This is a genomic window from Microbacterium oleivorans, assembly GCF_001644225.1.
GTDB lineage: Bacteria > Actinomycetota > Actinomycetes > Actinomycetales > Microbacteriaceae > Microbacterium > Microbacterium gawkjiense.
Window position 1 is genome coordinate 557,612 of the sequence record NZ_LSTV01000005.1, and the last position, 22,408, is coordinate 580,019.

The 22,408-nt window shown below is 72.7% G+C and carries 22 protein-coding genes; 13 read left to right on the top strand and 9 right to left on the bottom strand.

All coding sequences use genetic code 11. The features are described 5' to 3' along the window. Positions 1-42: 42 nt before the first annotated feature. On the top strand, positions 43-3,669 hold the full coding sequence (metH, locus tag AYL44_RS14210; protein WP_064003918.1) for a methionine synthase: 3,627 nt from the start codon (positions 43-45) through the stop codon (positions 3,667-3,669). A gap of 4 nt (positions 3,670-3,673) precedes the next feature. On the opposite strand, the gene AYL44_RS14215 is transcribed toward metH, so the two are convergent. After that, positions 3,674-4,486 (bottom strand): DUF1206 domain-containing protein, encoded by an 813-nt coding sequence (locus tag AYL44_RS14215; protein ID WP_064003919.1) that lies wholly within the window; start codon positions 4,484-4,486, stop codon positions 3,674-3,676. Between the two features lie 75 nt (positions 4,487-4,561). Here AYL44_RS14215 and AYL44_RS14220 point away from each other — a divergent pair, with 75 nt between their 5' ends. From AYL44_RS14220 to AYL44_RS14235, 4 genes are all read left to right on the top strand, one after another. Next, positions 4,562-5,563 (top strand): LacI family DNA-binding transcriptional regulator, encoded by a 1,002-nt coding sequence (locus tag AYL44_RS14220; protein ID WP_064003920.1) that lies wholly within the window; start codon positions 4,562-4,564, stop codon positions 5,561-5,563. A gap of 83 nt (positions 5,564-5,646) precedes the next feature. Beyond that, on the top strand, positions 5,647-7,158 hold the full coding sequence (locus AYL44_RS14225; protein WP_064003921.1) for an alpha-N-arabinofuranosidase: 1,512 nt from the start codon (positions 5,647-5,649) through the stop codon (positions 7,156-7,158). Between the two features lie 43 nt (positions 7,159-7,201). Next, a complete protein-coding gene (locus AYL44_RS14230; RefSeq protein WP_064003922.1) occupies positions 7,202-7,621 on the top strand; it encodes a hypothetical protein in 420 nt (139 codons plus the stop codon). Beyond that, a complete protein-coding gene (locus AYL44_RS14235; protein WP_064003923.1) occupies positions 7,618-8,163 on the top strand; it encodes a hypothetical protein in 546 nt (181 codons plus the stop codon). Before AYL44_RS14230 ends, AYL44_RS14235 begins: the two co-directional genes overlap by 4 nt. Before the next feature lies 1 nt (position 8,164). Here AYL44_RS14235 and AYL44_RS14240 read toward each other — a convergent pair whose 3' ends face one another. Further along, positions 8,165-9,058: a zinc-ribbon domain-containing protein gene (locus tag AYL44_RS14240; protein WP_064003924.1), complete on the bottom strand. Its 894-nt coding sequence runs from the start codon at positions 9,056-9,058 to the stop codon at positions 8,165-8,167. A gap of 44 nt (positions 9,059-9,102) precedes the next feature. Between AYL44_RS14240 and AYL44_RS14245 the strand changes: the two genes are divergently transcribed. Then, the gene (locus tag AYL44_RS14245) at positions 9,103-9,891 is read left to right on the top strand and encodes a hypothetical protein (protein WP_157532693.1); all 789 of its coding nucleotides are present in this window, start codon (positions 9,103-9,105) and stop codon (positions 9,889-9,891) included. Positions 9,892-9,893: 2 nt separating this feature from the next. After that, the gene (locus tag AYL44_RS14250) at positions 9,894-10,649 is read left to right on the top strand and encodes a hypothetical protein (protein WP_157532705.1); all 756 of its coding nucleotides are present in this window, start codon (positions 9,894-9,896) and stop codon (positions 10,647-10,649) included. Between the two features lie 7 nt (positions 10,650-10,656). Here AYL44_RS14250 and AYL44_RS14255 read toward each other — a convergent pair whose 3' ends face one another. From AYL44_RS14255 to AYL44_RS14265, 3 genes are read right to left on the bottom strand one after another with little or no spacing between them, the layout of a single operon-like run. Then, positions 10,657-11,070: a hypothetical protein gene (locus AYL44_RS14255; RefSeq protein ID WP_064003926.1), complete on the bottom strand. Its 414-nt coding sequence runs from the start codon at positions 11,068-11,070 to the stop codon at positions 10,657-10,659. Positions 11,071-11,111: 41 nt separating this feature from the next. After that, positions 11,112-13,850: an ATP-binding cassette domain-containing protein gene (locus AYL44_RS14260; RefSeq protein ID WP_064003927.1), complete on the bottom strand. Its 2,739-nt coding sequence runs from the start codon at positions 13,848-13,850 to the stop codon at positions 11,112-11,114. Then, a complete protein-coding gene (locus AYL44_RS14265; RefSeq protein WP_064003928.1) occupies positions 13,847-14,386 on the bottom strand; it encodes a hypothetical protein in 540 nt (179 codons plus the stop codon). Before AYL44_RS14265 ends, AYL44_RS14260 begins: the two co-directional genes overlap by 4 nt. Positions 14,387-14,477: 91 nt before the next feature. Here AYL44_RS14265 and AYL44_RS14270 point away from each other — a divergent pair, with 91 nt between their 5' ends. Genes AYL44_RS14270 through AYL44_RS14280 form a run of 3 tightly spaced genes read left to right on the top strand, consistent with a single transcriptional unit; the run spans position 14,478 to position 17,532 of the window. Further along, positions 14,478-15,380, top strand: coding sequence for a 1,4-dihydroxy-2-naphthoyl-CoA synthase (locus AYL44_RS14270; protein ID WP_064003929.1), 903 nt, complete (start codon positions 14,478-14,480; stop codon positions 15,378-15,380). 8 nt (positions 15,381-15,388) lie between these two features. Beyond that, positions 15,389-16,543, top strand: coding sequence for an AMP-binding protein (locus tag AYL44_RS14275; protein ID WP_064003930.1), 1,155 nt, complete (start codon positions 15,389-15,391; stop codon positions 16,541-16,543). 11 nt (positions 16,544-16,554) lie between these two features. Beyond that, complete coding sequence (locus tag AYL44_RS14280; protein WP_064003931.1) at positions 16,555-17,532, top strand: 1,4-dihydroxy-2-naphthoate polyprenyltransferase; 978 nt, start codon at positions 16,555-16,557, stop codon at positions 17,530-17,532. Between the two features lie 3 nt (positions 17,533-17,535). Here the strand turns inward: AYL44_RS14280 and AYL44_RS14285 are convergent, their stop codons facing one another. Further along, positions 17,536-17,793: a DUF4229 domain-containing protein gene (locus tag AYL44_RS14285; protein ID WP_064003932.1), complete on the bottom strand. Its 258-nt coding sequence runs from the start codon at positions 17,791-17,793 to the stop codon at positions 17,536-17,538. Between the two features lie 76 nt (positions 17,794-17,869). Between AYL44_RS14285 and AYL44_RS14290 the strand changes: the two genes are divergently transcribed. The 3 genes from AYL44_RS14290 to AYL44_RS14300 are packed head-to-tail and all read left to right on the top strand — an operon-like array spanning position 17,870 to position 20,968. After that, positions 17,870-18,265: a PLD nuclease N-terminal domain-containing protein gene (locus AYL44_RS14290; RefSeq protein ID WP_064003933.1), complete on the top strand. Its 396-nt coding sequence runs from the start codon at positions 17,870-17,872 to the stop codon at positions 18,263-18,265. A 1-nt stretch (position 18,266) separates the two neighbouring features. Continuing rightward, positions 18,267-20,054 (top strand): 2-succinyl-5-enolpyruvyl-6-hydroxy-3-cyclohexene-1-carboxylic-acid synthase, encoded by a 1,788-nt coding sequence (gene menD / locus AYL44_RS14295; protein WP_064003934.1) that lies wholly within the window; start codon positions 18,267-18,269, stop codon positions 20,052-20,054. Positions 20,055-20,110: 56 nt separating this feature from the next. After that, entirely contained in the window at positions 20,111-20,968 is an 858-nt protein-coding gene (locus AYL44_RS14300) for a PPK2 family polyphosphate kinase (protein ID WP_064003935.1), read from the top strand. Positions 20,969-20,972: 4 nt separating this feature from the next. On the opposite strand, the gene AYL44_RS14305 is transcribed toward AYL44_RS14300, so the two are convergent. The 3 genes from AYL44_RS14305 to AYL44_RS14820 form a co-directional block, all read right to left on the bottom strand. Further along, a complete protein-coding gene (locus AYL44_RS14305) occupies positions 20,973-21,761 on the bottom strand; it encodes an alpha/beta fold hydrolase (protein ID WP_064003936.1) in 789 nt (262 codons plus the stop codon). 9 nt (positions 21,762-21,770) lie between these two features. Continuing rightward, positions 21,771-21,908: a hypothetical protein gene (locus AYL44_RS14485; RefSeq protein WP_231872819.1), complete on the bottom strand. Its 138-nt coding sequence runs from the start codon at positions 21,906-21,908 to the stop codon at positions 21,771-21,773. 71 nt (positions 21,909-21,979) lie between these two features. Beyond that, a partial coding sequence (locus tag AYL44_RS14820) for an HNH endonuclease (protein WP_231872820.1) occupies positions 21,980-22,408 on the bottom strand: 429 nt, incomplete at its 5' end.

Genomic DNA, 22,408 nt, shown 5'->3' on the forward strand with positions numbered 1-22,408 from the left:
CGGGCGGGTCCGCGACGCCGCGCCGGAAGTAGACTCGCGCGGGTGAGCAGCCCCCTCGCCCTCCGTCACCCGCTCGACGTCGAGTCCGTCCCGCGCCCCGCCCGGGCGCAGGCGCTGCTGGACGCGCTCGCCGGGCGGGTCGTGATCGCCGACGGCGCGATGGGCACGATGCTGCAGCGGCACGACCCGACGCTCGAGGACTACCGGCAGCTCGAGGGCTGCAACGAGATCCTCAACGTCTCGCGCCCCGACATGATCGCCGCCATCCACGACGAGTACCTCGCCACCGGGATCGACGCCATCGAGACCAACACGTTCGGGGCGAACTGGTCGAACCTGTCGGACTACGGCATCGACGACCGCATCCACGAGCTCGCCGCCGCCGGGGCGCGCATCGCGCGGGAACGCGTCGACGCCGCCGAGGCGCGCGACGGCCGCCTCCGCTGGGTGCTCGGATCCCTGGGCCCCGGCACGAAGCTCCCGAGCCTCGGTCACACGACCTACGACCACCTCAAGCAGACGTTCGCGCTGCAGGCGGAGGGTCTCATCGACGGCGGCGCCGACGCACTGTTGATCGAGACGTCGCAGGACCTCCTGCAGACCAAGGCCGCCGTCAACGGTTGCAAGCAGGCGATCGTGAGTCGCGGCATCCGTCTGCCGATCCTCGTCGAGGTGACGGTCGAGACGACCGGCACGATGCTCATGGGGTCGGAGATCGGTGCGGCGCTCACGGCGCTCGAGCCCCTCGGTGTCGACGCGATCGGTCTCAACTGCGCGACCGGTCCCACCGAGATGAGCGAGCACCTGCGGCACCTGTCGAAGCACGCGACGGTGCCGGTCGTGTGCATGCCGAACGCCGGACTCCCGGTGCTGACCGCCGACGGGGCGCACTACCCGCTCACCCCCGACGAGCTGGCGACGGCGCACGAGCAGTTCGTCCGCGAGTTCGGGTTGGGACTGGTCGGCGGATGCTGCGGCACGACCCCCGAGCACATGGCCGCCGTCGTCGAGCGCCTGCGCCCGGTCGCGGCGCCGGCACCGCGGTCGCCCGTCACCGAGCCGGGGGTCGCGTCGCTGTACCAGCACGTGCCGTTCGACCAGGACACCGCCTACCTCGCGATCGGGGAGCGCACGAACGCGAACGGGTCGAAGGCGTTCCGCGAGGCGATGCTCGAGGGGCGGTGGGACGACTGCGTCGAGATCGCGCGGAACCAGATCCGCGTCGGCGCGCACCTGCTCGACGTCTGCGTCGACTACGTCGGTCGCGACGGGGTAGCGGACGTGCGCGAGATCGTGTCGCGGTTCGCCTCGGCATCCACTCTTCCGCTCGTCATCGACTCGACCGAGCCCGCCGTCCTGCAGGCGGGTCTCGAACTGATCGGCGGGCGTCCGGTCGTGAACTCGGTGAACTACGAGGACGGCGACGGGCCGACCAGCCGGTTCGGGCGGATCATGCCGCTCGTGAAGGAGCACGGCAGCGCCGTCATCGCCCTCACGATCGACGAGCAGGGGCAGGCGCGCACCGCACTCGACAAACTGCGGATCGCGTCGCGGCTCGTCGACGAGCTGGTCGGCGAGTGGGGGATGCGGGTCTCGGACATCGTCGTGGACTGCCTCACCTTCCCGATCGCGACCGGTCAGGAGGAGACGCGGCGCGACGCGATCGAGACGATCGAGGCGATCCGCGGACTCGTCGAGAAGTACCCGGGCATCAACACGACCCTCGGCGTCTCGAACGTGTCGTTCGGGCTGAACCCGGCGGCGCGGTCGGTGCTCAACTCGGTCTTCCTGCACGAGGCGACGCAGGCGGGTCTCACGTCGGCGATCGTCGATGCGGCCAAGATCGTCCCGCTCGCCTCGATCCCCGAGGAGCAGCGGAAGGCCGCGCTCGACCTCGTGTGGGACCGGCGCGAGACGGATGCCGAGGGGAACGTCACCTACGACCCGCTCGCCGTCATGCTCGACATGTTCGCCGGGGTCGACACGGCCGCCCTGCGCGATCAGCGCGCCGCCGAGCTCGCCGCCCTGCCCGTGGGGGAGCGGCTCGAGCGCCGCATCATCGACGGCGAGCTCAAGGGCCTCGAGGCCGACCTCGACCTCGCGCGCGAGGTCGGCATCGCCCCGCTCGAGATCATCAACGACCACCTGCTGGAGGGCATGAAGGTCGTCGGCGAGCGGTTCGGCGCGGGCCAGATGCAACTGCCGTTCGTGCTGCAGTCCGCCGAGGTCATGAAGACGGCGGTCGCGCTCCTCGAGCCGCACATGGAGCGCACCGGTGCGTCGGGCAAGGGCACGATCGTGCTCGCGACCGTCCGCGGCGACGTGCACGACATCGGCAAGAACCTCGTCGACATCATCCTGACCAACAACGGCTACACCGTCGTGAACCTCGGCATCAAGCAGCCCATCGCCGACATCATCGCCGCCGCCGAGGAGCACGACGCCGACGTCATCGGCATGAGCGGCCTGCTCGTGAAGTCCACGGTCGTCATGAAGGAGAACCTCGAGGAGCTCGCGTCGCGCGGGCTCGCCGGCCGGTGGCCCGTGATCCTCGGCGGCGCGGCGCTGACCCGCGCGTACGTTGAGGACGACCTCGCCGGGATCTTCCCGGGCGAGGTCCGCTACGCGAAGGACGCCTTCGAGGGCCTCGCGCTCATGGAGCCCCTCGTGAAGATCGCGCGCGGGGCGGACCCGGCATCCGTCGGTCTCCCGCCGCTGAAGAAGCGCATCCACTCGGCGGGGTCGAAGCTCACCCTGACCGAGCCCGAGGCGATGCCCGGGCGGTCGGACGCGGCATCCGACAACCCCGTCCCGGCCCCGCCATTCTGGGGCACCCGGATCGTGCGCGGTGTCGCGCTCGCCGACTACGCCGCCTTCCTCGACGAACGCGCGACGTTCATGGGGCAGTGGGGGCTCAAACCCGGGCGCGGCGACGACGGCCTCACGTACGAGCAGCTCGTCGAGACCGAGGGGCGGCCGCGGCTGCGGTACTGGCTCGACCGCATCCTCGCCGAGGGCATGCTCGACGCATCGGTCGCCTACGGCTACTTCCCCGTCGTCAGCGAGGGCGACGACGTCGTCGTGCTGCACCACGGCGCGGATGCCGCCGGTCGCCTCGGCGTGCCGGGGCTGCTCGCGCCCGACGGCGGATCCGGGGGCGAGGTCGGCACCGAGCGGCTCCGGTTCTCGTTCCCGCGCCAGCGCCGCGACCGGCACCTCTGCCTCGCGGACTTCGTGCGCTCCCGCGAGTCGGGGCAGGTGGACGTGTTGCCCGTGCAGCTCGTGACGGCGGGCGCCCGGATCGACCAGGTCACCGCGAAGTTGTTCGCCGAGGACCGGTACCGCGACTACTACGAGCTCAACGGGCTCGTGATGCAGCTGACCGAGGCGCTCGCGGAGTTCTGGCACGCCCGCATCCGCGCCGAGCTCGGCTTCGCCGGCGAGGATCCCGCCGACACGGCCGGCCTCTTCAAGCTCGAGTACCGCGGCGCGCGCTTCTCGCTGGGGTACCCGGCGTGCCCCGACATGGAGGACCGGCGCAAGGTCGTCGAGCTCTTGCATCCCGAGCGGATGGGGGTCGAGCTCAGCGAGGAACTGCAGCTGCATCCCGAGCAGTCGACGGATGCCTTCGTGTTCCACCACCCCGAGGCGAAGTACTTCTCGGTGTGACGCCTCAGAGTCGCGTGTAGCGGGCGCGGAAGAAGGCGTAGACGCCGTACGCGATCCAGCCGGCGCCCACGAGGACGAGCAGGATCTTGCCGGCGGGGAGGTCGGCGATCGTGCGCAGGGCTCCGTCGAGTCCACTGGACTTCTCGGGGTCGTTGGTCGCCGCGGCGAAGAGGAACAGGACGCCGACACCCGCCATCGCGATGCCGCGCGCGATGTAGCCGACGGTGCCGAGGATCCGCACGCCGCGGCCCGCGGTCCCGCCCGGCATGCTCAGGTCGCGCTCGAAGCGTCGCGTGACGCCCTTGACCACGAGGTACCCCGCGATGGCGATCAGCACGATCCCGATGGCGACGACGACGAACACACCGCCGGGCGTCGAGAGCAGGCCCGCGGTGAGCGAGGTCGTCGAGCCTGACGAGCTCGACGACCCGCCGGCGGCGAACGTGCCCGCCGTGACGGCGAGGGCGAGGTAGACGAGCCCCTTCGCGCCGTTCTTGACGATGTGCACGGCGCGGTCCTTGCCGGAGTCGGCGCTGCGGTCGAGGACGGCGCTCAGCAGATGCCACAGCCCGAGGGCGGCCAGCCCGATCGTCACGGCCCACAGCAGGAAGATGCCACCGGGGGCTGCGGCGAGCTGCGCGAGGGCGCCCGACTGGTCGGCCTCCTGCCCACCGGCGCCGCCGAGGGCGATCGAGATCGCGATGACGCCGATGAGGATGTGGACGATCCCGCTCGCGGCGAAGCCCGCCCGGGCGAGGACATGGACCGCCCGGCTGTTCTTGGCGTCGTGGGCCGCGCTCTTGGCTGTCGAGGTCATGGCGTCAGCCTAGGCACCGCGACCGCCGACGACGGAGGGGTTGCGCTGCGCTGTACAGTGACGCCGGGAGGGCGGATGACACCGACGGTGCACGACGTGGCGCGGCTGGCCGGCGTCTCGATCAAGACGGTGTCGAACGTCATCAACGGCCACCCGCACGTGCGGGCGTCGACGCGGGAGAAGGTGCAGCAGGCGATCGCGGCGCTCGGGTACACCCCGAACCTGACGGCGCGGAACCTGCGCAACGGGCGGACCGGGGTGATCGCGCTGGCTGTGCCGGATCTGTCGTTCAGTTACTTCGCCGAGCTCGCCGGAATGGTCATCGCCCGCGCCGAGGAGCGCGGTGTCGTCGTGCTCGTCGAGCAGACCGGCGGAGAGCGCGATCGGGAACGCGAGCTGCTGCGCAGTCCCCGGCTCGGGCTGACCGACGGCCTCATCCTCAGTCCGCTGGGCCTGGAGGCATCCGACCTCGCCGACCGCCCGCGGACGTATCCGACGGTGCTGCTCGGCGAGCGGGTGTACGACGCGCCCGTCGACCACGTGACGATGCAGAACGTCGACGCGGCGCGGGCCGCGACGGAGCATCTGCTCGCGGCCGGACGCCGGCGCATCGCCGTCCTCGGCGCGCACGACGGCGACGGCGCGGCAGGGCTGCGCCTGCGGGGCCACCGCGTCGCGCTCGCCGACGCGGGCGTCGCTCACGATCCGGACCTGATCGTCGCGACGCGGTTCTGGGACCGTGCGGGCGGCGCAGACGCCGTCCGGGGGCTCCTCGCGCGCGGCGTGGACTTCGACGCGGTGTTCGGGCTGAACGACACCCTCGCGCTCGGCGCGATCCGCGCGCTGCAGGAAGCGGGGCGACGCGTGCCCGACGAGGTGGCCGTCGTCGGGTTCGACGACCTCGACGAGGCGGCGTACGCGATCCCGTCGCTCACGACGATCGACCCGGGTCGGCGGTGGATCGCGCAGACCGCGGTCGACACGCTGCTGGGCCGGGTGGGGGATGCCGCGGGCGAGGCGCGCGTGGTGTCGGCACCCTTCGAGGTGCGCGTGCGGGAGTCGGCGCCGAGGCGCTGACGACCGGCTGAGACCTTGACGCCCGGCATCCGCGCCGCCATCATGAATTACAACGTTTACCGGTCTGACCAAGAAAGTCCTACATGACCTCCGCACGCCTCATCGTCGACGCCGCAGCCCCCATCGGCGAGGTCCGCCGCAAGATCTTCGGCGGCTTCGTCGAGCACCTCGGCCGGCACATCTACGACGGCATCTTCGAGCCGGGTCATGAGACGGCGGATGCCGAGGGGTTCCGCACCGACGTCATCGACCTCGTCAAGGAGCTCGGGGTCGACACGATCCGCTACCCGGGCGGCAACTTCGTGTCGGGCTTCCGCTGGGAGGACTCGGTCGGTCCCGTCACCGAGCGCCCGCGCCGCCTCGACCTGGCCTGGCACTCGACCGAGACCAACGAGGTCGGCCTGCACGAGTTCTCGTCGTGGCTCGACAAGGTCGGCAGCGACCTGATGATGGCCGTGAACCTCGGCACGCGCGGCACGCTCGAGGCGATCGACCTGCTCGAGTACTGCAACGTCCGCTCGGGCACGACCCTCAGCGACCAGCGCGTCGCGAACGGCGCGACCGAGCCCTTCGACGTGCGCATGTGGTGCCTCGGCAACGAGATGGACGGCCCGTGGCAGCTGGGTCACCGCTCCGCGGAGGACTACGGAAAGCTCGCGTCGCGGACGGCGAAGGGGATGCGGCAGCTCGACCCGTCGATCCAGCTCGTCGTCTGCGGCTCGTCGGGTGCGACGATGCCGACGTTCGGCGAATGGGAGCGGGTCGTCCTCACCCACACGTACGACGACGTCGACCTGATCTCGTGCCACGCCTACTACGAGGAGAAGGACGGCGACATCGGCAGCTTCCTCGCCTCGGCGGTCGACATGGACCGCTTCATCGAGACGGTCGTCGCGACCGCCGACCACGTCGCGGCCGTCAAGCGGTCGTCGAAGAAGATCGACATCTCGTTCGACGAGTGGAACGTCTGGTACCTCTCGCGGTGGGAGAACGTCGAGAAGATCGACGGCATCGACAACTGGCCGGTCGCGCCGCGACTGCTCGAGGACGTCTACTCGGTGGTGGATGCCGTGGTGTTCGGCAGCCTCATGATCTCGCTGCTCAAGCACGCCGACCGCGTCGCGAGCGCGTCGCTCGCGCAGCTCGTGAACGTCATTGCGCCGATCATGACCGAGCCCGGCGGACCGGCCTGGCGCCAGACGACGTTCTTCCCGTTCTCGCTCACGTCGCGCCTCGCGCAGGGCGAGGCGATGCGGGTGCTCGTCGACGCGCCGTCGTACGAGACCGCCGTGTTCGGCGAGGTGCCGCTCGTCGACGCCGTCGCCACGCACGACGACGCCACGGGCCGGAGCGCCGTGTTCCTCGTCAACCGCAGCACGACCGAGTCGATCGAGGTCACCGTCGACGTGTCGGGCCTCGGGGCCACCTCGATCGCCGAGACGCACACGCTCTCGGACGACGACGTCTACGCGAAGAACACGCTCGCCGATCGCGAGCGCGTCGCGCCGCGCGCCAACGAGTCCGCCGTCCTCGACGGCGGCACGCTTACGATCACGCTGCCCCCGGTGTCGTGGACGGCGGTCGCGCTGGGCTGAGACGGATGCCGCAGGTGCGAAACTCTCGGGTGAGGGGGTCGGCATGAGGCGTGCGGTGGCGGTCGTCGGGCTCGTTGCACTCGCGGCGGGCGTCGCGGGGTGCGCGCCGAGCGATGAACAGTCGGTCACCTGCGTGTCGTGGGCGACCTACGCGTCCGACGAGGACCGGCTCGAAGCCGCTGACCTTGTCGTCGAGGTCGAGTCGGTCCGGCCGGACGGAACCAGCGCCGTCTACGGATACCCCGCCAACGCGTACCTCGTGTCGGGGTTGACCGTCATCAAGGGCGACCTCACCGACGGGTCAGAGCTCCGGGTCGCCTCGACCGCGGACAACTGCGCGTCGCCGGTCTATGCAGAGGGGGACCCGATGCTCCAGGACGCGCCTCTCTGCCTGTATCTGAGCTTCGACCACGACCAGTGGATCACTCTGTCGCCCTTCGACGGCGTGCGCCCCGCGTCGTGAAGTTCGTCTTCCACCAGCGGGTCGACCTCGTCGGGGACGCGCTCGTCCCGGCATCCGATCTGGCTGCGCTCGACCCGGCGGGGTATGCGCGAGCGATGGCGAAGTACGACGACACTCCGGAGCGGCAGCGGCTGCGGGCGACGGAGATCCCGGGGCTCGCGCGCACGTGGACCGAGGTCGTGTTCCTCAGCCCGGTGCACCCGCACGCGATCTGGCGGGCGTGGCGGGAGGTCCGCGGCAAGGAGCTTCCGCGCGCGGAGTTCTGGGCGATTCCGGTCGACGACCTGCCCGCGGGCACCGTCGCCCTCGATCGGACGGTCACTTCGACGGGGGATCCGATCGACGCGTCGGAGGTGGCGGCGTTCCACCCGGCATCATTCGTCACGGCGACCGAGGCCCCCGCGGCCAACCGGGCGTGGCTCGAGGAGATGGTGCGGCGCGGCGTGAGCGGAGCGTGGTTCCACGGCATCCCGCACGTGCTCGCGCCGGGCGCGGTGCCGCTCGGCAACGCGCAGGTGATCGGCTGGGAGCAGCCGATCTGAGTCACCGCCGGTAGGCGTCGACGACGAGGTCGCCGCGGATCCCCCGCAGCGCGTCGAGGATCGCCGGCACCGTCTTCGCGCCGGCGGTCCGCAGGACGAGGTCGTGCGGACCCAGGGGCTCGAGCCCGCCGGTGCGGACCCGCACGACCTCCCAGCCGGCGGCGCGCAGCAGCGCATCCTTGCGCCGGTCGGATGCCTCCCGCTTCCCCACGTGCTCGAGCCCGTGGCGCCCCGGGGTGTCGTACTCGATCGCGACTCGCAGTTCGGGCAGCAGGATGTCGGGCCACACCTCGCGGTGCCGGAAGAACGGCCGCCCCACCCGCACCGCCGTCATCCCCTCGGTGAAGAGCAGGGCTTTGGTGAGCTGCAGGCGCAGTCGCCCTTCGGCAGCGGATGCCGGTCGCGGCGCGCACGCGCTGACGAACGGCTCGCCCACGGGCAGGTCGGGGGTCTTCTCGCAAACGGTCGGCACCGCACGCTTCGGACGCGGCGCCGAAGCCGGGGCCACCGGCATCCGCACCGCCTTGGCGCGCTCCACGGCGGCCAGCACCTGAGCAGCATCGACGCGCTCGACGACCTTGACCGGTCGCGGCGCCGCGAGGGCCGAGCACTCCGGGCACCAGGCCGACCTCCGCCGGATGCGTCCCGGCCGCTCGCGCTGCTCGGTGGGTGTCGCCGCGAACCGGTGGCCGGCCGAACACTCCCAGCACAGCAGCACGTCGGCCGCCGGCGGGATCTGGGACAGCGAGATCCCCTCGTTGAGGTCGGGGTGGTACTGCCGCACGAGCTCGGGGTACGCGGCCCACGCCGACCGGTAGGTGCCGACGGGGTAGGGCACCTCGACGCCGCGCGAGAACTGGCGGCGCTGCCACCACCACCGCACCGGTTCCGTCACCGTGCCGACGGTAGGCGGGGGCTCGGACACGGCATACTGCGAGGATGCGTCCCCTTCGCCTCGCGCTCGTGCTGCTCGCCTCGGTCGCGCTCACCGGGTGCGTCTCCACCTCGAGCCTCGAGTCGGAGCAGACCCCGGCGCCCACCGCTGAGCGGACACCCGCCGCGGCGGCGGAGGAGGTCGCCGAGCCGCCGCGGTGCGCGGAGTGGGCCGGCGACACGACGATGCTCATCAACCTCGACGAGGTGCTCGGTGTGATCGAGCCGGCGGACCCGATGGCGGGGTGGCTCGCGGGCGGCGACGACCTCGTGAGGGGTGAGGGCGCGTGCGCGCCGGTTTCCACGCAGCCGGTCGGCACCGTCGAGACCTGCACCGCGCCGGATGCCCCGCTCGACGACGTGTCGCGGGCCGTCTCCAGCGCTCCCGTCGAGTACATGTTCGCCGCCGAAGCGGAGCGCCAGATCGCGGGCTATGTCGAAGGGCGCACGGCCGATGGGGAGTACATGATCCTCGGGATGCAGGCGTGGCGGTTCGCGACGCCCGCAGACGCTCAGGCAGCGCCGATCCTCGACGCGCTCGCCGCGTGCGACGGCTCGCAGGCCGGCGACGGTCGCGTGCGGGTGTTCGAAGGGGCCGAGCCTGCGGTCGTGGCGTCGGTCGAAGGCCGGGATGTCTTCGTCGTCCGCAGCGCGCGGCCGGTCACCACGGAGGGCGAGGACGCGGGGCTGACGGCCACGGAATCGTCGCTGCTCCCCGAAGCGAGCGTGAACGCGGCCGAGGAGTGGTGGCAGGCGCAGGCTGCCGCAGCGTTGAGCCGCGAGCCTCGAGGGTGACCATGCGGCCGTTCCGGGGGCTGTCCGTCATCGCCGCCGTCGCCCTCCTCGCTTTCACCGGGTGCGTCTCGACGGCGGAGCTGGAATCCGAGACGTCGCCGACGCCGACACGGACGATCGACCGCCCGCCCGCGGAGCCCGCATCCTGCACGCGCGAACGCAGCGTCGATCTCCCGGTCGCGGACTCGACGGACGGGTTGCCGGGCGTCGATGAGGTGGCGTCGATGGAGTGGAGCCTGGCGGGATACGAGCGAGGTGAGGGAGCGTGTGTCCCGGAGGGGACCTCAGAGAGCGCGACGACCGTCTGCTCGCCCGTGATCGGGGACTCCCCGGCGTTGTCGGCACCTCTCGATGACATGTTCGCGGCGGGGGCGCTCCGCCAGACCTCGGCTCGCGTGCGGGTCGACATGACGACCGGCGCGGAGTTCGCCTATGCCGCGTCGACCTGGCGGTTCCCCTCGGCGGCGGATGCCGCTGCTGCACCGTTCGTGGGCCTGATCGCCGCGTGCGACGACGTCGCCACATCGACGGACGACGACCGTCGCCGATGGGAGCTGTACGACGGCGACGAGCCGCACCTCCGACTGACCGTCGACGGCGCCGACGTCCTGCTGTTCCGGAGCCTCTCCGTCGCCGCCGAGGGCGAGGAGGGTGAGATCATCGGTCTCCCGTCCACCCGCTCGGGTCTGCTGTCGCTCGCGGCGGTCGACGACCTCGAGGAGTGGTGGCTGTCGAACACCGCGCCCGGCGAGCCCTGACCCGGGCTCAGGCGACCTGCTGGCCGCACATTCCGCAGACGCCGGTCGCGGAGACCTCGACGAAGCAGTCCGGGCACATCGCGCGCACGACGTCGAGCGAGGCCGCGGGGCGCTTCGGGGCGACGGTGCGCTCGGGGCGCGGCTTCGGGGCGGTGCCGCGCGCCTTGCCGGGCCGGGCGACCGACGGCGGGGGCGGCGGGGCGGTCTTCGGGGCGTGCTCGGCGCAGTAGTACCGCACGAAGCCGGCGTGATTGTTCGGATGCCGGTGCTTGACGACCCACAGTTCGGTGCGCTCGCGCGGCTCGCTGCCGGCGGGGCAGCTCACGCAGCGGGTCGGTTCGCCGGGCACCGCGTCGGCGGCGAGGACGGGCGTCTCGAACGGAAGAGCGTCCCGCCAATCGGAGGATCTCGTGATCTTCATGCGGGGTCCCTCCGCGGCGCTCGTCGGGGGTGAGAGCCGCCCTACAAGCTTCGCACGACGGCGACGGGTTCGGGCGCCCCGGAGGGCGCGACCGGGCGCGACATCGGCTTCGCCCGCCGCAACGAGCGCAGTAGCGGACGACCCACGAGAGCGAGGCCGACGACGGTCGTGACGGCCCGCACGGTGTCCCAGCCGGCCGTCGAGGTGACGAGCGAGTACAGCAGGAAGCTCGCGAGGTTCTCGGTCAGCGGCGCGCCGGGGACGTAGGAGATCGACGTCCCCGCGCCGACCGCGAACGGCCAGAACCAGAGGTTCATGACCAGGCCGAACAGGTACGACGCGATCACCCCGTACCCCGCCAGCATGACGACTTCGCCGCGCCCCCGCACCCGCACCGGCAGGAGAGCGGCGCCCGCCGCGACCCAGCCGCACGCGAACATCTGGAACGGCAGCCACGGCCCGACCCCGCCCCACACGAGCGACGACAGCAGCAGCGACGCGGCGCCCAGCAGCATCCCGAATCGTGCGCCGTAGGCGCGGCCCGCGAGGATCAGCAGCACGAACAGCGCCTCCACGCCGCCGACGCCCGTCGAGGCGAGACGGATCGCACCGCCGATCGCGGCGAGCGTCGCCAGCAGCGCCAGCGTGTGGGCCGAGCGGATCGACGCGTCGACCGCCGTCGCGACGAGCACGACCGCGAGCGGGGCGAGCGCGAGGGCGATGACGGGCGCCGCGGCCTGCGCCTGCGACGGCAACGCGGCGGCGACGAGCGGCCACGCGAACGCACCGGCCGCAAGCAGGTTGGCGGCGAGCAGAACGAGACCGCGCGAGCGAGGGCTGCGCGGTACGGCATCCGGCTGTTCGCGGATTCGGACGACGTCGCGGGATGCGGATGCCGGGGGCACGTTCGATCCGGATCCGGTGACGATCGCCGGATCCGACGGCAGACCGCCCGGGCGCAGCACGCCGCCGTCGATCCGCACCGCGCGATCGGCCAGCACGCCCGCGAGCTCGGCGTCGTGCGTCGCGAACACGACGGCGGCGCCGGCCTCGGCGGTGCGCACGAGCGCCGCGGCGACGAGCGCGCGGGCGGCGGGGTCGAGGCCGCGCGTCGGCTCGTCGACGAGCAGGGCCGCGGGTCGCCGGGCGCACTGGATCGCGATCGCGAGACACCGTCGCTGGCCGGCGGACAAATCGAGCGGATGCCGCCGGCTCAGCGCCGTCGACGCGGAGGACTCCGCGGGCACCCCGATCAGGTCGAAGAACACCGCGGCGGTGCCGGTCGTGCGGGCCCGACGGTCGGCATGACGGCACTCGGCCTCGACCGTGTCGCGCACGAAGAGGTCGTCCGAGGCGTCGGGCACGAGCGCGACGCGACCCGTCGCCCTGACTCCCGGCGCGCCGAGGGCGAGCGCCGTGAGGAGGCTCGACTTGCCCGCGCCGTTCGGTCCTTGCACGGCGACGATTTCGCCCGCCGCGACGCGGAGGTCCGCGCCGTCGACCACGGTCCGCGCGCCGTGGCGGACGGTGACCGCGTGCGCCTCGAGGACGGTCGCCCCGACCTGCCGCGCGCCCGAACGGGGCAGCGGCACCTCCTCCCGCCGCCCGACGCCGACGACGCCGTCCGCGACGCCGGCGAACTCGTCCGCGCGGTGCTCGGCGATGACGACGCACACGCCCGACCGGCGGGCGAGATCCGTGAGCAGCGCGACGATCCGGGCGCGGGCGGCGGTGTCGAGATCCGCGAGCGGCTCGTCGACGAGCAGCAGCGCCGGGGTGTCGACGACCGCGGCCGCGATCGCGACGAGGGTCGCCTCGCCGGCCGACAGCTCGCGCACGCGGCGGTCGAGGAGCGACGTCACCCCGACGCGCTCCGCGACCTCGGCGACCCGCGCATCGATCTCGGGGGTCGCCGCGCCGCGCAGGTCGAGCGCCAGTCCGATCTCGTCGCGGACCCGCTCGGCGGCGAACCCCTGACGCGGGTCCTGCAGCACGACCCCGACCGACCGGGCGGTGTCCCTCGGCAGGCGCGCTGCGCGCGGCATCCCGACCACGTCGATCGTCCCGGCGCTCCACCCGCCGTCGGTCGTCGTGTGCAGACCGGCGAGTCCCCGCAGGAGGGTGCTCTTGCCGGCGCCCGTGGGACCGACGACGAGGGTGAGCGTGCCGGCGGTCAGGTCGAGCCGGTCGACGGCCGCGACCGTCCGGTCGCCGAAGCCCCACGCGGCATCGTCGAGGTGCACGACCGGGTCGGCCTGCGCGACCGCGCCCGCGCCGGCGTAACCGCGCAGCTCCAGCGCCGTGCCGAGGGCGACCGCCCGCTCGAGCGTGCGTTCGAGCACCGGGGTGAGCAGCCGCACGCCGGCGCGCTCGCCGCGAAGGCGCGCGGCCCGTCGCGCGGCGCGCACCGCGTCGGCCAGCGCCGGGAGCGTCGCCCACGCGAGCGCGAGGGCGCGGGCGAGGCCCTGCACGGGGCCGCGACGGGCGCCGCGCGCGAGAAGTCGCGGCACGTCGAGCACCGCGACGAGCGCGCCGACGATCAGGAGCGGCACCGCGATGGGCAGCGCGGATGCCGCGGCCTCCGCGATCCCGCCGGCGGTCACCGGGCCGAGCACCTCGACGTGCGCGAACGGCGCGGGCAGGCGCCAGGACGGCAGGTCGAGGAGGAGCGTCCCGTTGCCGTCGGCACCGCCGAACAGGACGCGGTAGAGCACCCGGACCACGACGAACCCGGCCGCGACGGCGGCCGCGGCCCGCAGCGGTCCGGGTCGGACAGTCACGGCGTCGGCGCCGCCGGTTCGCCGTCGAGCGAGAAGAGCAGTTCGAGGCTCTCGCCGGGCGAGAGCTGCAGGGTCGCGATGCCCTCCTGCGCGAAGCCCCACTCCGCATCGGCGGACGGGCGCACCCACAGGCCCCAGTACGCGAAGCCGGCGGGCATGCTCTCGCAGGTCTCGACGTAGTCGGGGTCCTCGGTCGAGCCGACCGGCTCGTCGGCCGACGGCTGTCCATTCACGCGGCAGACGATCTCGTCGCCGTACTCGGTCGTCCCCTCGAGCTCCACCCCGGCGGCGGCGAGGGCATCGGTCGCGGCGATCGGCTCATCGGCGGGCACGCACGTGTCGAGCGCGATCCCATCGGCGCCGGGCAGGTTGCCGCCGTCGACGATCACGGTCACGCCGGAGTCGGCGGTGCAGTCCGCGGCGGACGCCGTCGGCGACGGCGAGCCGGGGTCGGCGTTCGGCGCGGCGGGCGCACAGGCGGACAGGGCGAGCGCCAGCACGGCGGCGGCGAGGGCGGGGAGGGCGCGGAACGTCACCGCTCCAGGGTAGGGCCGCACGGCGCGGCGCCCAGCGACTGTGACGCCCGGCGGCATCCGCTCGGATCGGCCCCGCGCGTAGGCTGGCCGGGTGACCGTCTCCGAGCTCTTCGACCCGGCGGAGTGGACCGCGGCGCCCGGCGCCGAGGCCTACACCGACATCACCGCGCACGTCTCGACGGACGGGCGGATCGCGCGCATCGCGTTCGACCGGCCCGAGGTGCGCAACGCCTTCCGCCCGCACACCGTGGACGAGCTGTACCGCGCCCTCGACACGGCGCGGCAGGACCCGAGGATCGGCGTCGTGCTGCTGACCGGCAACGGCCCGAGCCCGAAGGACGGCGGCTGGGCGTTCTGCTCCGGCGGCGACCAGCGCATCCGCGGTCGCGACGGCTACAAGTATTCCGATGACGAGAGGGCGGTCCACGACCCCGCGCGGGCAGGACGCCTCCACATCCTCGAGGTGCAGCGCCTCATCCGGTTCATGCCGAAGGTCGTCATCGCCGTCATCCCCGGCTGGGCCGCCGGCGGCGGGCACTCGCTGCACATCGTCTGCGACCTCTCGATCGCCAGCGCCGAGCACGGCAGGTTCAAGCAGACCGATGCGGATGTCGGGTCGTTCGACGCGGGCTACGGCTCGGCGTACATGGCGCGTCAGGTCGGCCAGAAGGTTGCGCGCGAGGTGTTCTTCCTCGCCGAGGAGTACTCGGCGCAGCGCGCGTACGAGATGGGCGCCGTCAACCGCGTCGTGCCGCACGCCGACCTCGAGCGCGAGGCGATCTCGATGGCCCGGACCATCCTCGGCAAGTCGCCGACCGCGATCCGCATGCTGAAGTTCGCGTTCAACGCGATCGACGACGGCATGGTCGGCCAGCAGGTGTTCGCCGGCGAGGCGACGCGGCTCGCCTACGGCACCGACGAGGCCGTCGAGGGCCGCGACGCGTTCCTCGAGAAGCGCGACCCGGACTGGTCGCCGTACCCGTACCACTTCTGAGTCCCACGATGCAGCTGCGCCCGCTCGACTCCGCCGATCCCCGCGACGTGCTGCGCGCGCTGCGGTCCGCGGTGCTCGGTGCGGGGCCCGCGGTCGCGCTCGGTGCCGCGTCGGACCTGCCGGACGAGGTGCCCGCCGGAACCGCGGTGGTCGTCACGACGAGCGGATCGACGGGCTACCCCAAGTCGGTCGCGCTCAGCCGGTCGGCACTGACCTCGTCGGCGCTCGCGACCGCCGAGCGGATCGGCAGCGGCGCCTGGCTGCTCGCCCTGCCCGCGACCTACGTCGCCGGCGTGCAGGTCATGGTGCGCGCGCTCGTCGCCGGGCGCGACCCGGCGATCCTCGCGGGCTCGTTCACGGCGCAGACCTTCACCGCCGCCGCATCGGCGATGGCCGCCAGCGAGGACGGGCGCCGCATCCCGACGTACACGTCGCTCGTGCCGGCGCAGGTGCAGACGCTGGTCGAGGCGGGGGAGAGGGATGCCGCGGTCGCCCGCGCGTTCGCCTCGTTCGAGGCCGTGCTCGTCGGCGGGCAGGCCCTGCCGCCCGCGCTCGCCGAACGGGCCGCGGCCCTCGGCGCCCGGATCGTCCGCACCTACGGGTCGACCGAGACGAGCGGCGGCTGCGTGTACGACGGGCGGCCGCTCGAGGGGGTGCAGGTGCGGATCGCAGACGGCGAGGTGCAGCTGAGCGGTCCGACGCTCGCCGACGGCTACCTCGGCGAGCCCGAGCTCACCGCCGAGGTGTTCGTGCGCGACGCGGACGGGACGCGCTGGTACCGCACGGGCGACACCGGGTCCGTCGAGGACGGCGTGCTGCGGGTGACGGGGCGCCGCGACAACGTCATCGTCTCCGGCGGGGTCAATGTCTCGCTCGACCGGGTCGAGCAGGCCGTGCGCACCGTGCCGGGACTCGAGGCCGCCATGATCGTACCGACGACGGACGAGCGGTGGGGCGCGGCATCCGTCGTCGTCCTCTCGCGGGCGGCGCTCGCCGACCGGACCGAGCCCGACGTGCTCGAGGAGGCGCGCCGGGTCGTCGCCGCGGCGATCGGCGCGCCGGCGCGACCGCGCGAGCTGCTCGTGCTCGACGCCGTCCCGCTGACGACGAGCGGCAAGCCCGACCGGGCGCTGCTCCGGCGGCTGCTGGCGGAGGACGAATAGGATCCTTGCTCGTGGCCGCATCCCGAAAGACCTCCCGTAAGCCCGCCGCGAAGCGCTCCGGTTCGCGCGGCAACCCGGCGAAGGCGCGCGTCTCGTCCGCCCCGCCGAAGCCCGCCCCGGTGACGGCGCGCGACTGGATCGGCGCCGCGCGGCTGCGCACCCTGCCCCTCGCGATCAGCCCGATCCTCGTCGGCACGGGCGCGGCGATCGCCGTCGGCGCCGGGTTCCACTGGGTGCTCGCACTGTGCTGCCTCGTGGTGGCGGTGTCGCTGCAGATCGCGGTCAATTTCGCGAACGACTACAGCGACGGCGTCCGCGGCACCGACGACCACCGGGTCGGCCCCACCCGCCTCACCGCCTCGGGACGCGTCGCCCCCCGTGCCGTCCTGATCGCTGCCCTCCTCTTCTTCGGGATCGCGGCCGTCACGGGCCTCGCGATCGTTATCCGCACGCAGTTCTGGTGGCTGCTCGCCGTCGGCGCGGTCTGCATCGTCGCGGCGTGGTTCTACACCGGCGGCAAGCGTCCCTACGGCTACTTCGGCCTCGGCGAGCTGTTCGTCTTCGTCTTCTTCGGCCCCGTCGCGGTCATCGGGACGACGTTCGTGCAGGCGGGGTCCGTGCCGCAGGAGTCCTGGGTCCCCTCGATCGCTGTCGGCGCCCTCGCGTGCGGCGTGCTCGTGACGAACAACCTGCGCGACATCGATCAGGACCGCGTCGCCGGCAAGCGCACGCTGACCGTGCTCATCGGCAAGCGGGCGTCGCAGGTGCTCTACACCGTGTTCATGCTCGTGCCGTTCGCGGTCGTGCCGGTGCTGGCGGTCTTCTACCCGGTGGCGTGGCTGTCGCTCATCGTGCTGCTCGCGACGCTGTCGGCGACGCTCATCGTCTGGACGTACCGCACCCCGCGCGAGCTCATTGTCGCGCTGCAGCTCAGCTCGCTCGCGTCGCTCGCGTGGAGCGCGTTCATCCTCTGGGCGTACGTCGCCTGAGCGTCAGTTCGCGGCGTCCTCGACGGCTTCGTCGCTCTCGGCGCGCTTGCGTGCCGCGCGGGTCTCGGCGATGCCGGTCGAGACCTCGTCGAGGGGGCGACGCAGGAAGAGCATCGAGAGGCTCAGTCCGATGAGGGCCGCGAAGATCGCCGCGAGCCAGTACTGCTCGCGCAGCACCGGGAAGAGCATCATGATCCCGAACGGGACGAAGAAGGCGAGCAGCCGCAGCAGCGCGTAGACGAGGGCTGACCGGACACGCATACCGCCATTCTACGGCCGTGCCCCGGGGGTTCGCCCCGGCCGCCTCGGGCCGCGAGCGCGCGCCTAGGATGGAGGAATGCCGCGCGTGTACCTCGTTCTGGCGCTGCTGCTGGCCGCGTTCTGGGTCTACAGCATCGTCGATTGCGCCGTGCAGTCTCCGACCCGTCACCGCGGGGTCAGCAAGCCGATCTGGCTGCTCATCGTGATCCTGCTGCCGGTCGTGGGCGGCATCCTCTGGTTCGTCATTGGTCGCTCCCGCGCGTCGTCGAACCGGGTGGTCTTCCGCGCCCCCGACGACGACCCCGACTTCCTCGGTCGCCTCAACACGACGAGCGATCAGGACGAGCGCATCCGCCGCCTCGAGGAGGAGCTCGCCGCCCTCGACTCCGAGGCGCCCGACCCGCGCGAGCGCCCCGTCGACCCGCCGGCGGACGACGACTCCGACGAGCAGTCGCGCGGGTCGCGTTCCTGACATGACGCGCGACGGATCCGGCCGTGCGCCCGCGACCGACGCCGCGGCGGCGCTGCTCGGCCGGTTGATCGAGCGCGGGCTGCGCCACGTCGTCCTCTCGCCGGGCTCCCGCTCGCAGGCCCTCGCGCTGGTCGCGGCCGAACTCGAGTCGCGCGGCCTCATCCGGCTGCACGTGCGCATCGACGAGCGCGTCGCCGGGTTCACCGCGCTCGGCATCGGACGCGAGGACCGGATGCCGGCGGCCGTGATCTGCACGTCCGGCACCGCGGTCGCGAACCTCCTTCCCGCCGTGCTCGAAGCGCACCACTCCGGTGTGCCGCTGCTGCTGCTGACCGCGGACCGCCCGCCCGAGCTGCGCGGGGTCGGCGCGAACCAGGCCACCCGCCAGCCGGGGATGTTCTCGGGCTTCGTGCGCCTCGAATCCGACCTGCCGGTCGCCGAGGCGCTTGCGGACGCGATCGACGGCGACGAGGTGGCGCCGTTCCGCGCCGCCGCCGACGAGGGGTGGGATGCCGCGGCGGGCGCCGGATCCCGCGTCGCCGGGCCCGTGCACCTCAACGTCCCGCTCCGCGAGCCGCTCGCCGGTGCGCTGCCGGAGTGGCTGCCGTCGTCGACGGGTGTGGTCGCGGCATCCGACCCTGCGGACGCCGCCGACGAGACCGCCGAGGCGGAGTGGGGCGCCCATTACCAGGGCGGCGGGGGCGTCGGCGCGGCGCTCGAGGTCGCCGGTGCGGAGCCGGTGGTGCTCGAGCCGGGGCCGCGGACGGTCGTCGTCGCGGGCGCCGATGCGGGGACGGATGCCGAGCAGTTGGCGCACGAGGGCGGGTTCCCGCTCATCGCCGAGATCGTGAGTGGCGCGCGCTTCGGTCGGCACCTGGTGCACGGGTACCGGCGGCTGCTGTCCGACCCCGAGCTCGGCGGCCGCGTCGAACGGGCGGTCGTGTTCGGGCACCCGACGCTGAGCCGCGAGGTCGCTCGGCTGCTGAGTCGCGCGGACGTCGAGGTGCTCGCGGTGCGCGGTCCGGGCGAGCAGCTGAACCTCAACGGCACGACGGTCGCCGTGGACGGCGTGACCGCTCCGTCGGCGGCCGCGGACCGGGAGTGGCTCGGAGCGTGGATGCGGGCGTCGCGGGAGCAGATCGTCGACCTCAGTCCCGCCGCGCCCGATGCCGATGCGCTGTCGTCGGCGGTGCCGGCCGAGCGGTTGGGGGCGATCTCGGCCGAGCTCGGCGCGATCCGCGCGCCCGTCGATCGGGCGGTTCTGGTGGATGCCGTGTGGCGGGCCACGTGGCCGCACGACCGGCTGCTGTTCGGATCGTCGCGGCTGGTCCGGGTGGCCGACGAGATCCTCGGCGGCAAGAAGGTGCCGGTGCACGCGAACCGCGGGCTCGCCGGCATCGACGGCACGGTCGCGACGGGACTCGGGATCGCGGCTGCCTCGCAGCGCGGTGCGACGCCGGGAGTCACGCGGGTGCTGCTGGGCGACCTGGCGTTCCTGCACGACGTGGGGGCGCTGCTGCATCCTCCGGCCGAGGGGGAGCCGCGGATTCAGGTCATCGTCGGCAACGACGGCGGCGGGACGATCTTCGACGGTCTCGAGGTTGCCGGGGTCGCCGGTGCCGAGGCGTTCGACCGGGTGCAGTTCACGCCGCAGACGGCGCGGATCGAGGAGATCGCCCGCGCGTACGGGTGGGAGTACCGCCGGGTGACGACGCGGGGCGCGCTCGACCAGGCGTTGACCTCGCCGGCCGGGGGGCGCCAGATCATCGAGGTCCCGCTGACGCGGTAGCCGCGGCATCCGCAAGACCGTCGCGCGGAGGACTCCGGCAGGGCAGGATGTGCCGCATGAGTGCTGACGATCACTGGACCGGGTCACCGTCGACGCTGTTGCGGGTGGGGGCGGGGTTCCGCCTTGCCGATGTCGACCCGGCGTCGACGCCCGGGTACGACGGCGACAAGAAGTCGGGGCAGGCGGATCTCGCCGCCGCGGCGGAGGAGTTCGATCAGTTGCAGGAGCGGCTGTACGCGCAGAGTCGCACGCAGTCGGATGCGCCGTCGGTGCTGCTCGTGCTGCAGGCGATGGATTCGGCGGGCAAGGGCGGGATCGTCCGGCACGTGATCGGGGCGACGGATCCGCAGGGCGTGCATCTGAAGGCGTTCAAGAAGCCGACGCCCGAGGAGCTGGCGCACGACTTCCTGTGGCGGATCGAGCGGGAGGTTCCCGAGCCCGGGTACATCGGGGTGTTCGACCGGTCGCATTACGAGGACGTGCTGATCGGTCGGGTGCGGCAGCTCGCGGCTCCCGAGGAGATCGAGCGACGGTATGGCGCCATCGTCGACTTCGAGGACCGGTTGGCGGAGCGCGGTGTGCACCTTGTGAAGGTCATGCTGCACATCTCGGGCGATGAGCAGAAGGCGCGTCTGACGGAGCGGCTCGAGCGTCCGGACAAGCACTGGAAGTACAACCCCGGCGACGTAGACGAGCGGGAGCTGTGGCCGGCGTACATGGACGCTTATCAGGCGGTGTTCGATCGGACGTCGACGGATCGTGCGCCGTGGTTCGTGGTGCCCGCGAACCACAAGTGGTACGCGCGGTTGGCGGTGCAGGCGTTGCTGATCGAGGTCTTGGAGCGGATCGATCCGCAGTGGCCGGCGGCGGATTTCGACGTCGAGGCCGAGAAGGCGCGGCTCGCGGCGACCTGAGCGGTCAGTCGAGGTGCGAGCGGATGGCGCGGACGACGGCGTCGGGCAGCTCGACGGGGACGAAGTGCCCGCATCCGTGGATGACGTCGAGGCGGACGTCGGTGAAGTGGTCGGGCAGTTTGTCGGCCCAGTCGGTCGGGAACAGCGGGTCGGCGCCGGGCCACAGCATCGTGGTCGGAACGGTGATGGGGGCCGTGTCGGCGGTGTAGCCGCGGTTGGCGACGTACCACTGCAGGCTGGCGGCGAACGCGCCCGGCCGCGCGTAGGCGGCGATGATCTCGTCGAGGTGCGGCGGGGGTGCGGCATCCGCTCGCCAACTGTTCCAGGTGTGGGTGAGGTAGATGCGGACGGCGCGTTCGTCGCCGTCGATGAGCTGGGTGGCGACGGGGTCGCGGTGGAAGTGCTGGTACCAGAACACGGAGGCGAGGGCGGGGGATGCGGCGCGGTCGCCGATGCCCGGGTAGGCGGGGGTGAGGACGGCGCCGCGGAACCGGCTCGGGTCTGCGCGGAGGGCGGCTTGGGCGATGCGGCTGCCGATGTCGTAGCCGACGATGATGACGCCGCTCGTGATCCCGGCGTCGTCGAGCTGCGCGAGGACGCGTTCGGCGTGTGATTCGGCGGTGGATGCCTCGACGCTCGGGATGCCGTCGAACCCGGCCCCCATGCCGAGGATGTCGGGGGTGAGGGTGCGGAGGTCGGTCAGGTCGGCGGTGACCACGTCGTAGTCGGAGGGGAGTCCCGGCCAGCCGTGCAGGAGGACGACGGTGCGGTCGTCGCGGATGTCGGTCGTCATGGCGGCACCCTACAGATCGTCGCGGACGTCGCCAGTGACGCGGTCGATCCAGCGCCCGTCGCGGATCACGGCGGTCACGCCCGGAAGGAGCAGGAAGTCCGTGCCGATGCGCGCGCGGAGGGAGGCGACGTAGTCGGACATCGGCATTGGTCGAGTGTAGGCAGTGGGCTGTGGTGGACGCGTGCGCGGCGGGGACGCGCTTGTTCGCGCCGCGGGCGTCAGAATGGTGCGGGTTCGACTGGTGCGATTGGCGGCGGTGGAGGTGGTGGTGCGGCAGGGCTGAAGGCGACCGCGGGGATAGGTGCGTCTTCGCGGTAGATCCTGCCGAGGGGTGAGGTCCATTCCAGGACGCCACCCTTCAGTTGTCGCACCCTCCACGCGGTGAACTGCTTCATGGAGTGATGCCGTTGGCACAGATGAGCCAAGTTGGTGAGCTCCGTCCGTCCGCCGAGGGCATGGTCGTGAGTGTGATCCACTTCGCAGCGGATCGCGGCGACGCGGCATCCGGGGAACCGGCAGTGCTGGTCACGGGCTTGCAGGAAACGTCGCATCCCGGACGGGACCCGATATGAGTCGGTCGACACCGTGACACCCGTGGTGGGGTCGTGGAACAGGCGTTCCCAGACGTGGGTGCCGCCGGCGAGCGT

Coding starts and splice junctions, on each gene's coding strand:
- AYL44_RS14225 (WP_064003921.1), top strand. CDS start 5,647: ATGACCTCCGCACGCCTCATCGTCGACGCCGCAGCCCCCATCGGCGAG.
- AYL44_RS14290 (WP_064003933.1), top strand. CDS start 17,870: ATGCCGCGCGTGTACCTCGTTCTGGCGCTGCTGCTGGCCGCGTTCTGG.
- AYL44_RS14220 (WP_064003920.1), top strand. CDS start 4,562: ATGACACCGACGGTGCACGACGTGGCGCGGCTGGCCGGCGTCTCGATC.
- menD (WP_064003934.1), top strand. CDS start 18,267: ATGACGCGCGACGGATCCGGCCGTGCGCCCGCGACCGACGCCGCGGCG.
- AYL44_RS14250 (WP_157532705.1), top strand. CDS start 9,894: ATGCGGCCGTTCCGGGGGCTGTCCGTCATCGCCGCCGTCGCCCTCCTC.
- AYL44_RS14285 (WP_064003932.1), bottom strand. CDS start 17,793: ATGCGTGTCCGGTCAGCCCTCGTCTACGCGCTGCTGCGGCTGCTCGCC.
- AYL44_RS14245 (WP_157532693.1), top strand. CDS start 9,103: ATGCGTCCCCTTCGCCTCGCGCTCGTGCTGCTCGCCTCGGTCGCGCTC.
- AYL44_RS14255 (WP_064003926.1), bottom strand. CDS start 11,070: ATGAAGATCACGAGATCCTCCGATTGGCGGGACGCTCTTCCGTTCGAG.
- AYL44_RS14485 (WP_231872819.1), bottom strand. CDS start 21,908: ATGCCGATGTCCGACTACGTCGCCTCCCTCCGCGCGCGCATCGGCACG.
- AYL44_RS14230 (WP_064003922.1), top strand. CDS start 7,202: ATGAGGCGTGCGGTGGCGGTCGTCGGGCTCGTTGCACTCGCGGCGGGC.
- AYL44_RS14305 (WP_064003936.1), bottom strand. CDS start 21,761: ATGACGACCGACATCCGCGACGACCGCACCGTCGTCCTCCTGCACGGC.
- AYL44_RS14300 (WP_064003935.1), top strand. CDS start 20,111: ATGAGTGCTGACGATCACTGGACCGGGTCACCGTCGACGCTGTTGCGG.
- AYL44_RS14215 (WP_064003919.1), bottom strand. CDS start 4,486: ATGACCTCGACAGCCAAGAGCGCGGCCCACGACGCCAAGAACAGCCGG.
- AYL44_RS14275 (WP_064003930.1), top strand. CDS start 15,389: ATGCAGCTGCGCCCGCTCGACTCCGCCGATCCCCGCGACGTGCTGCGC.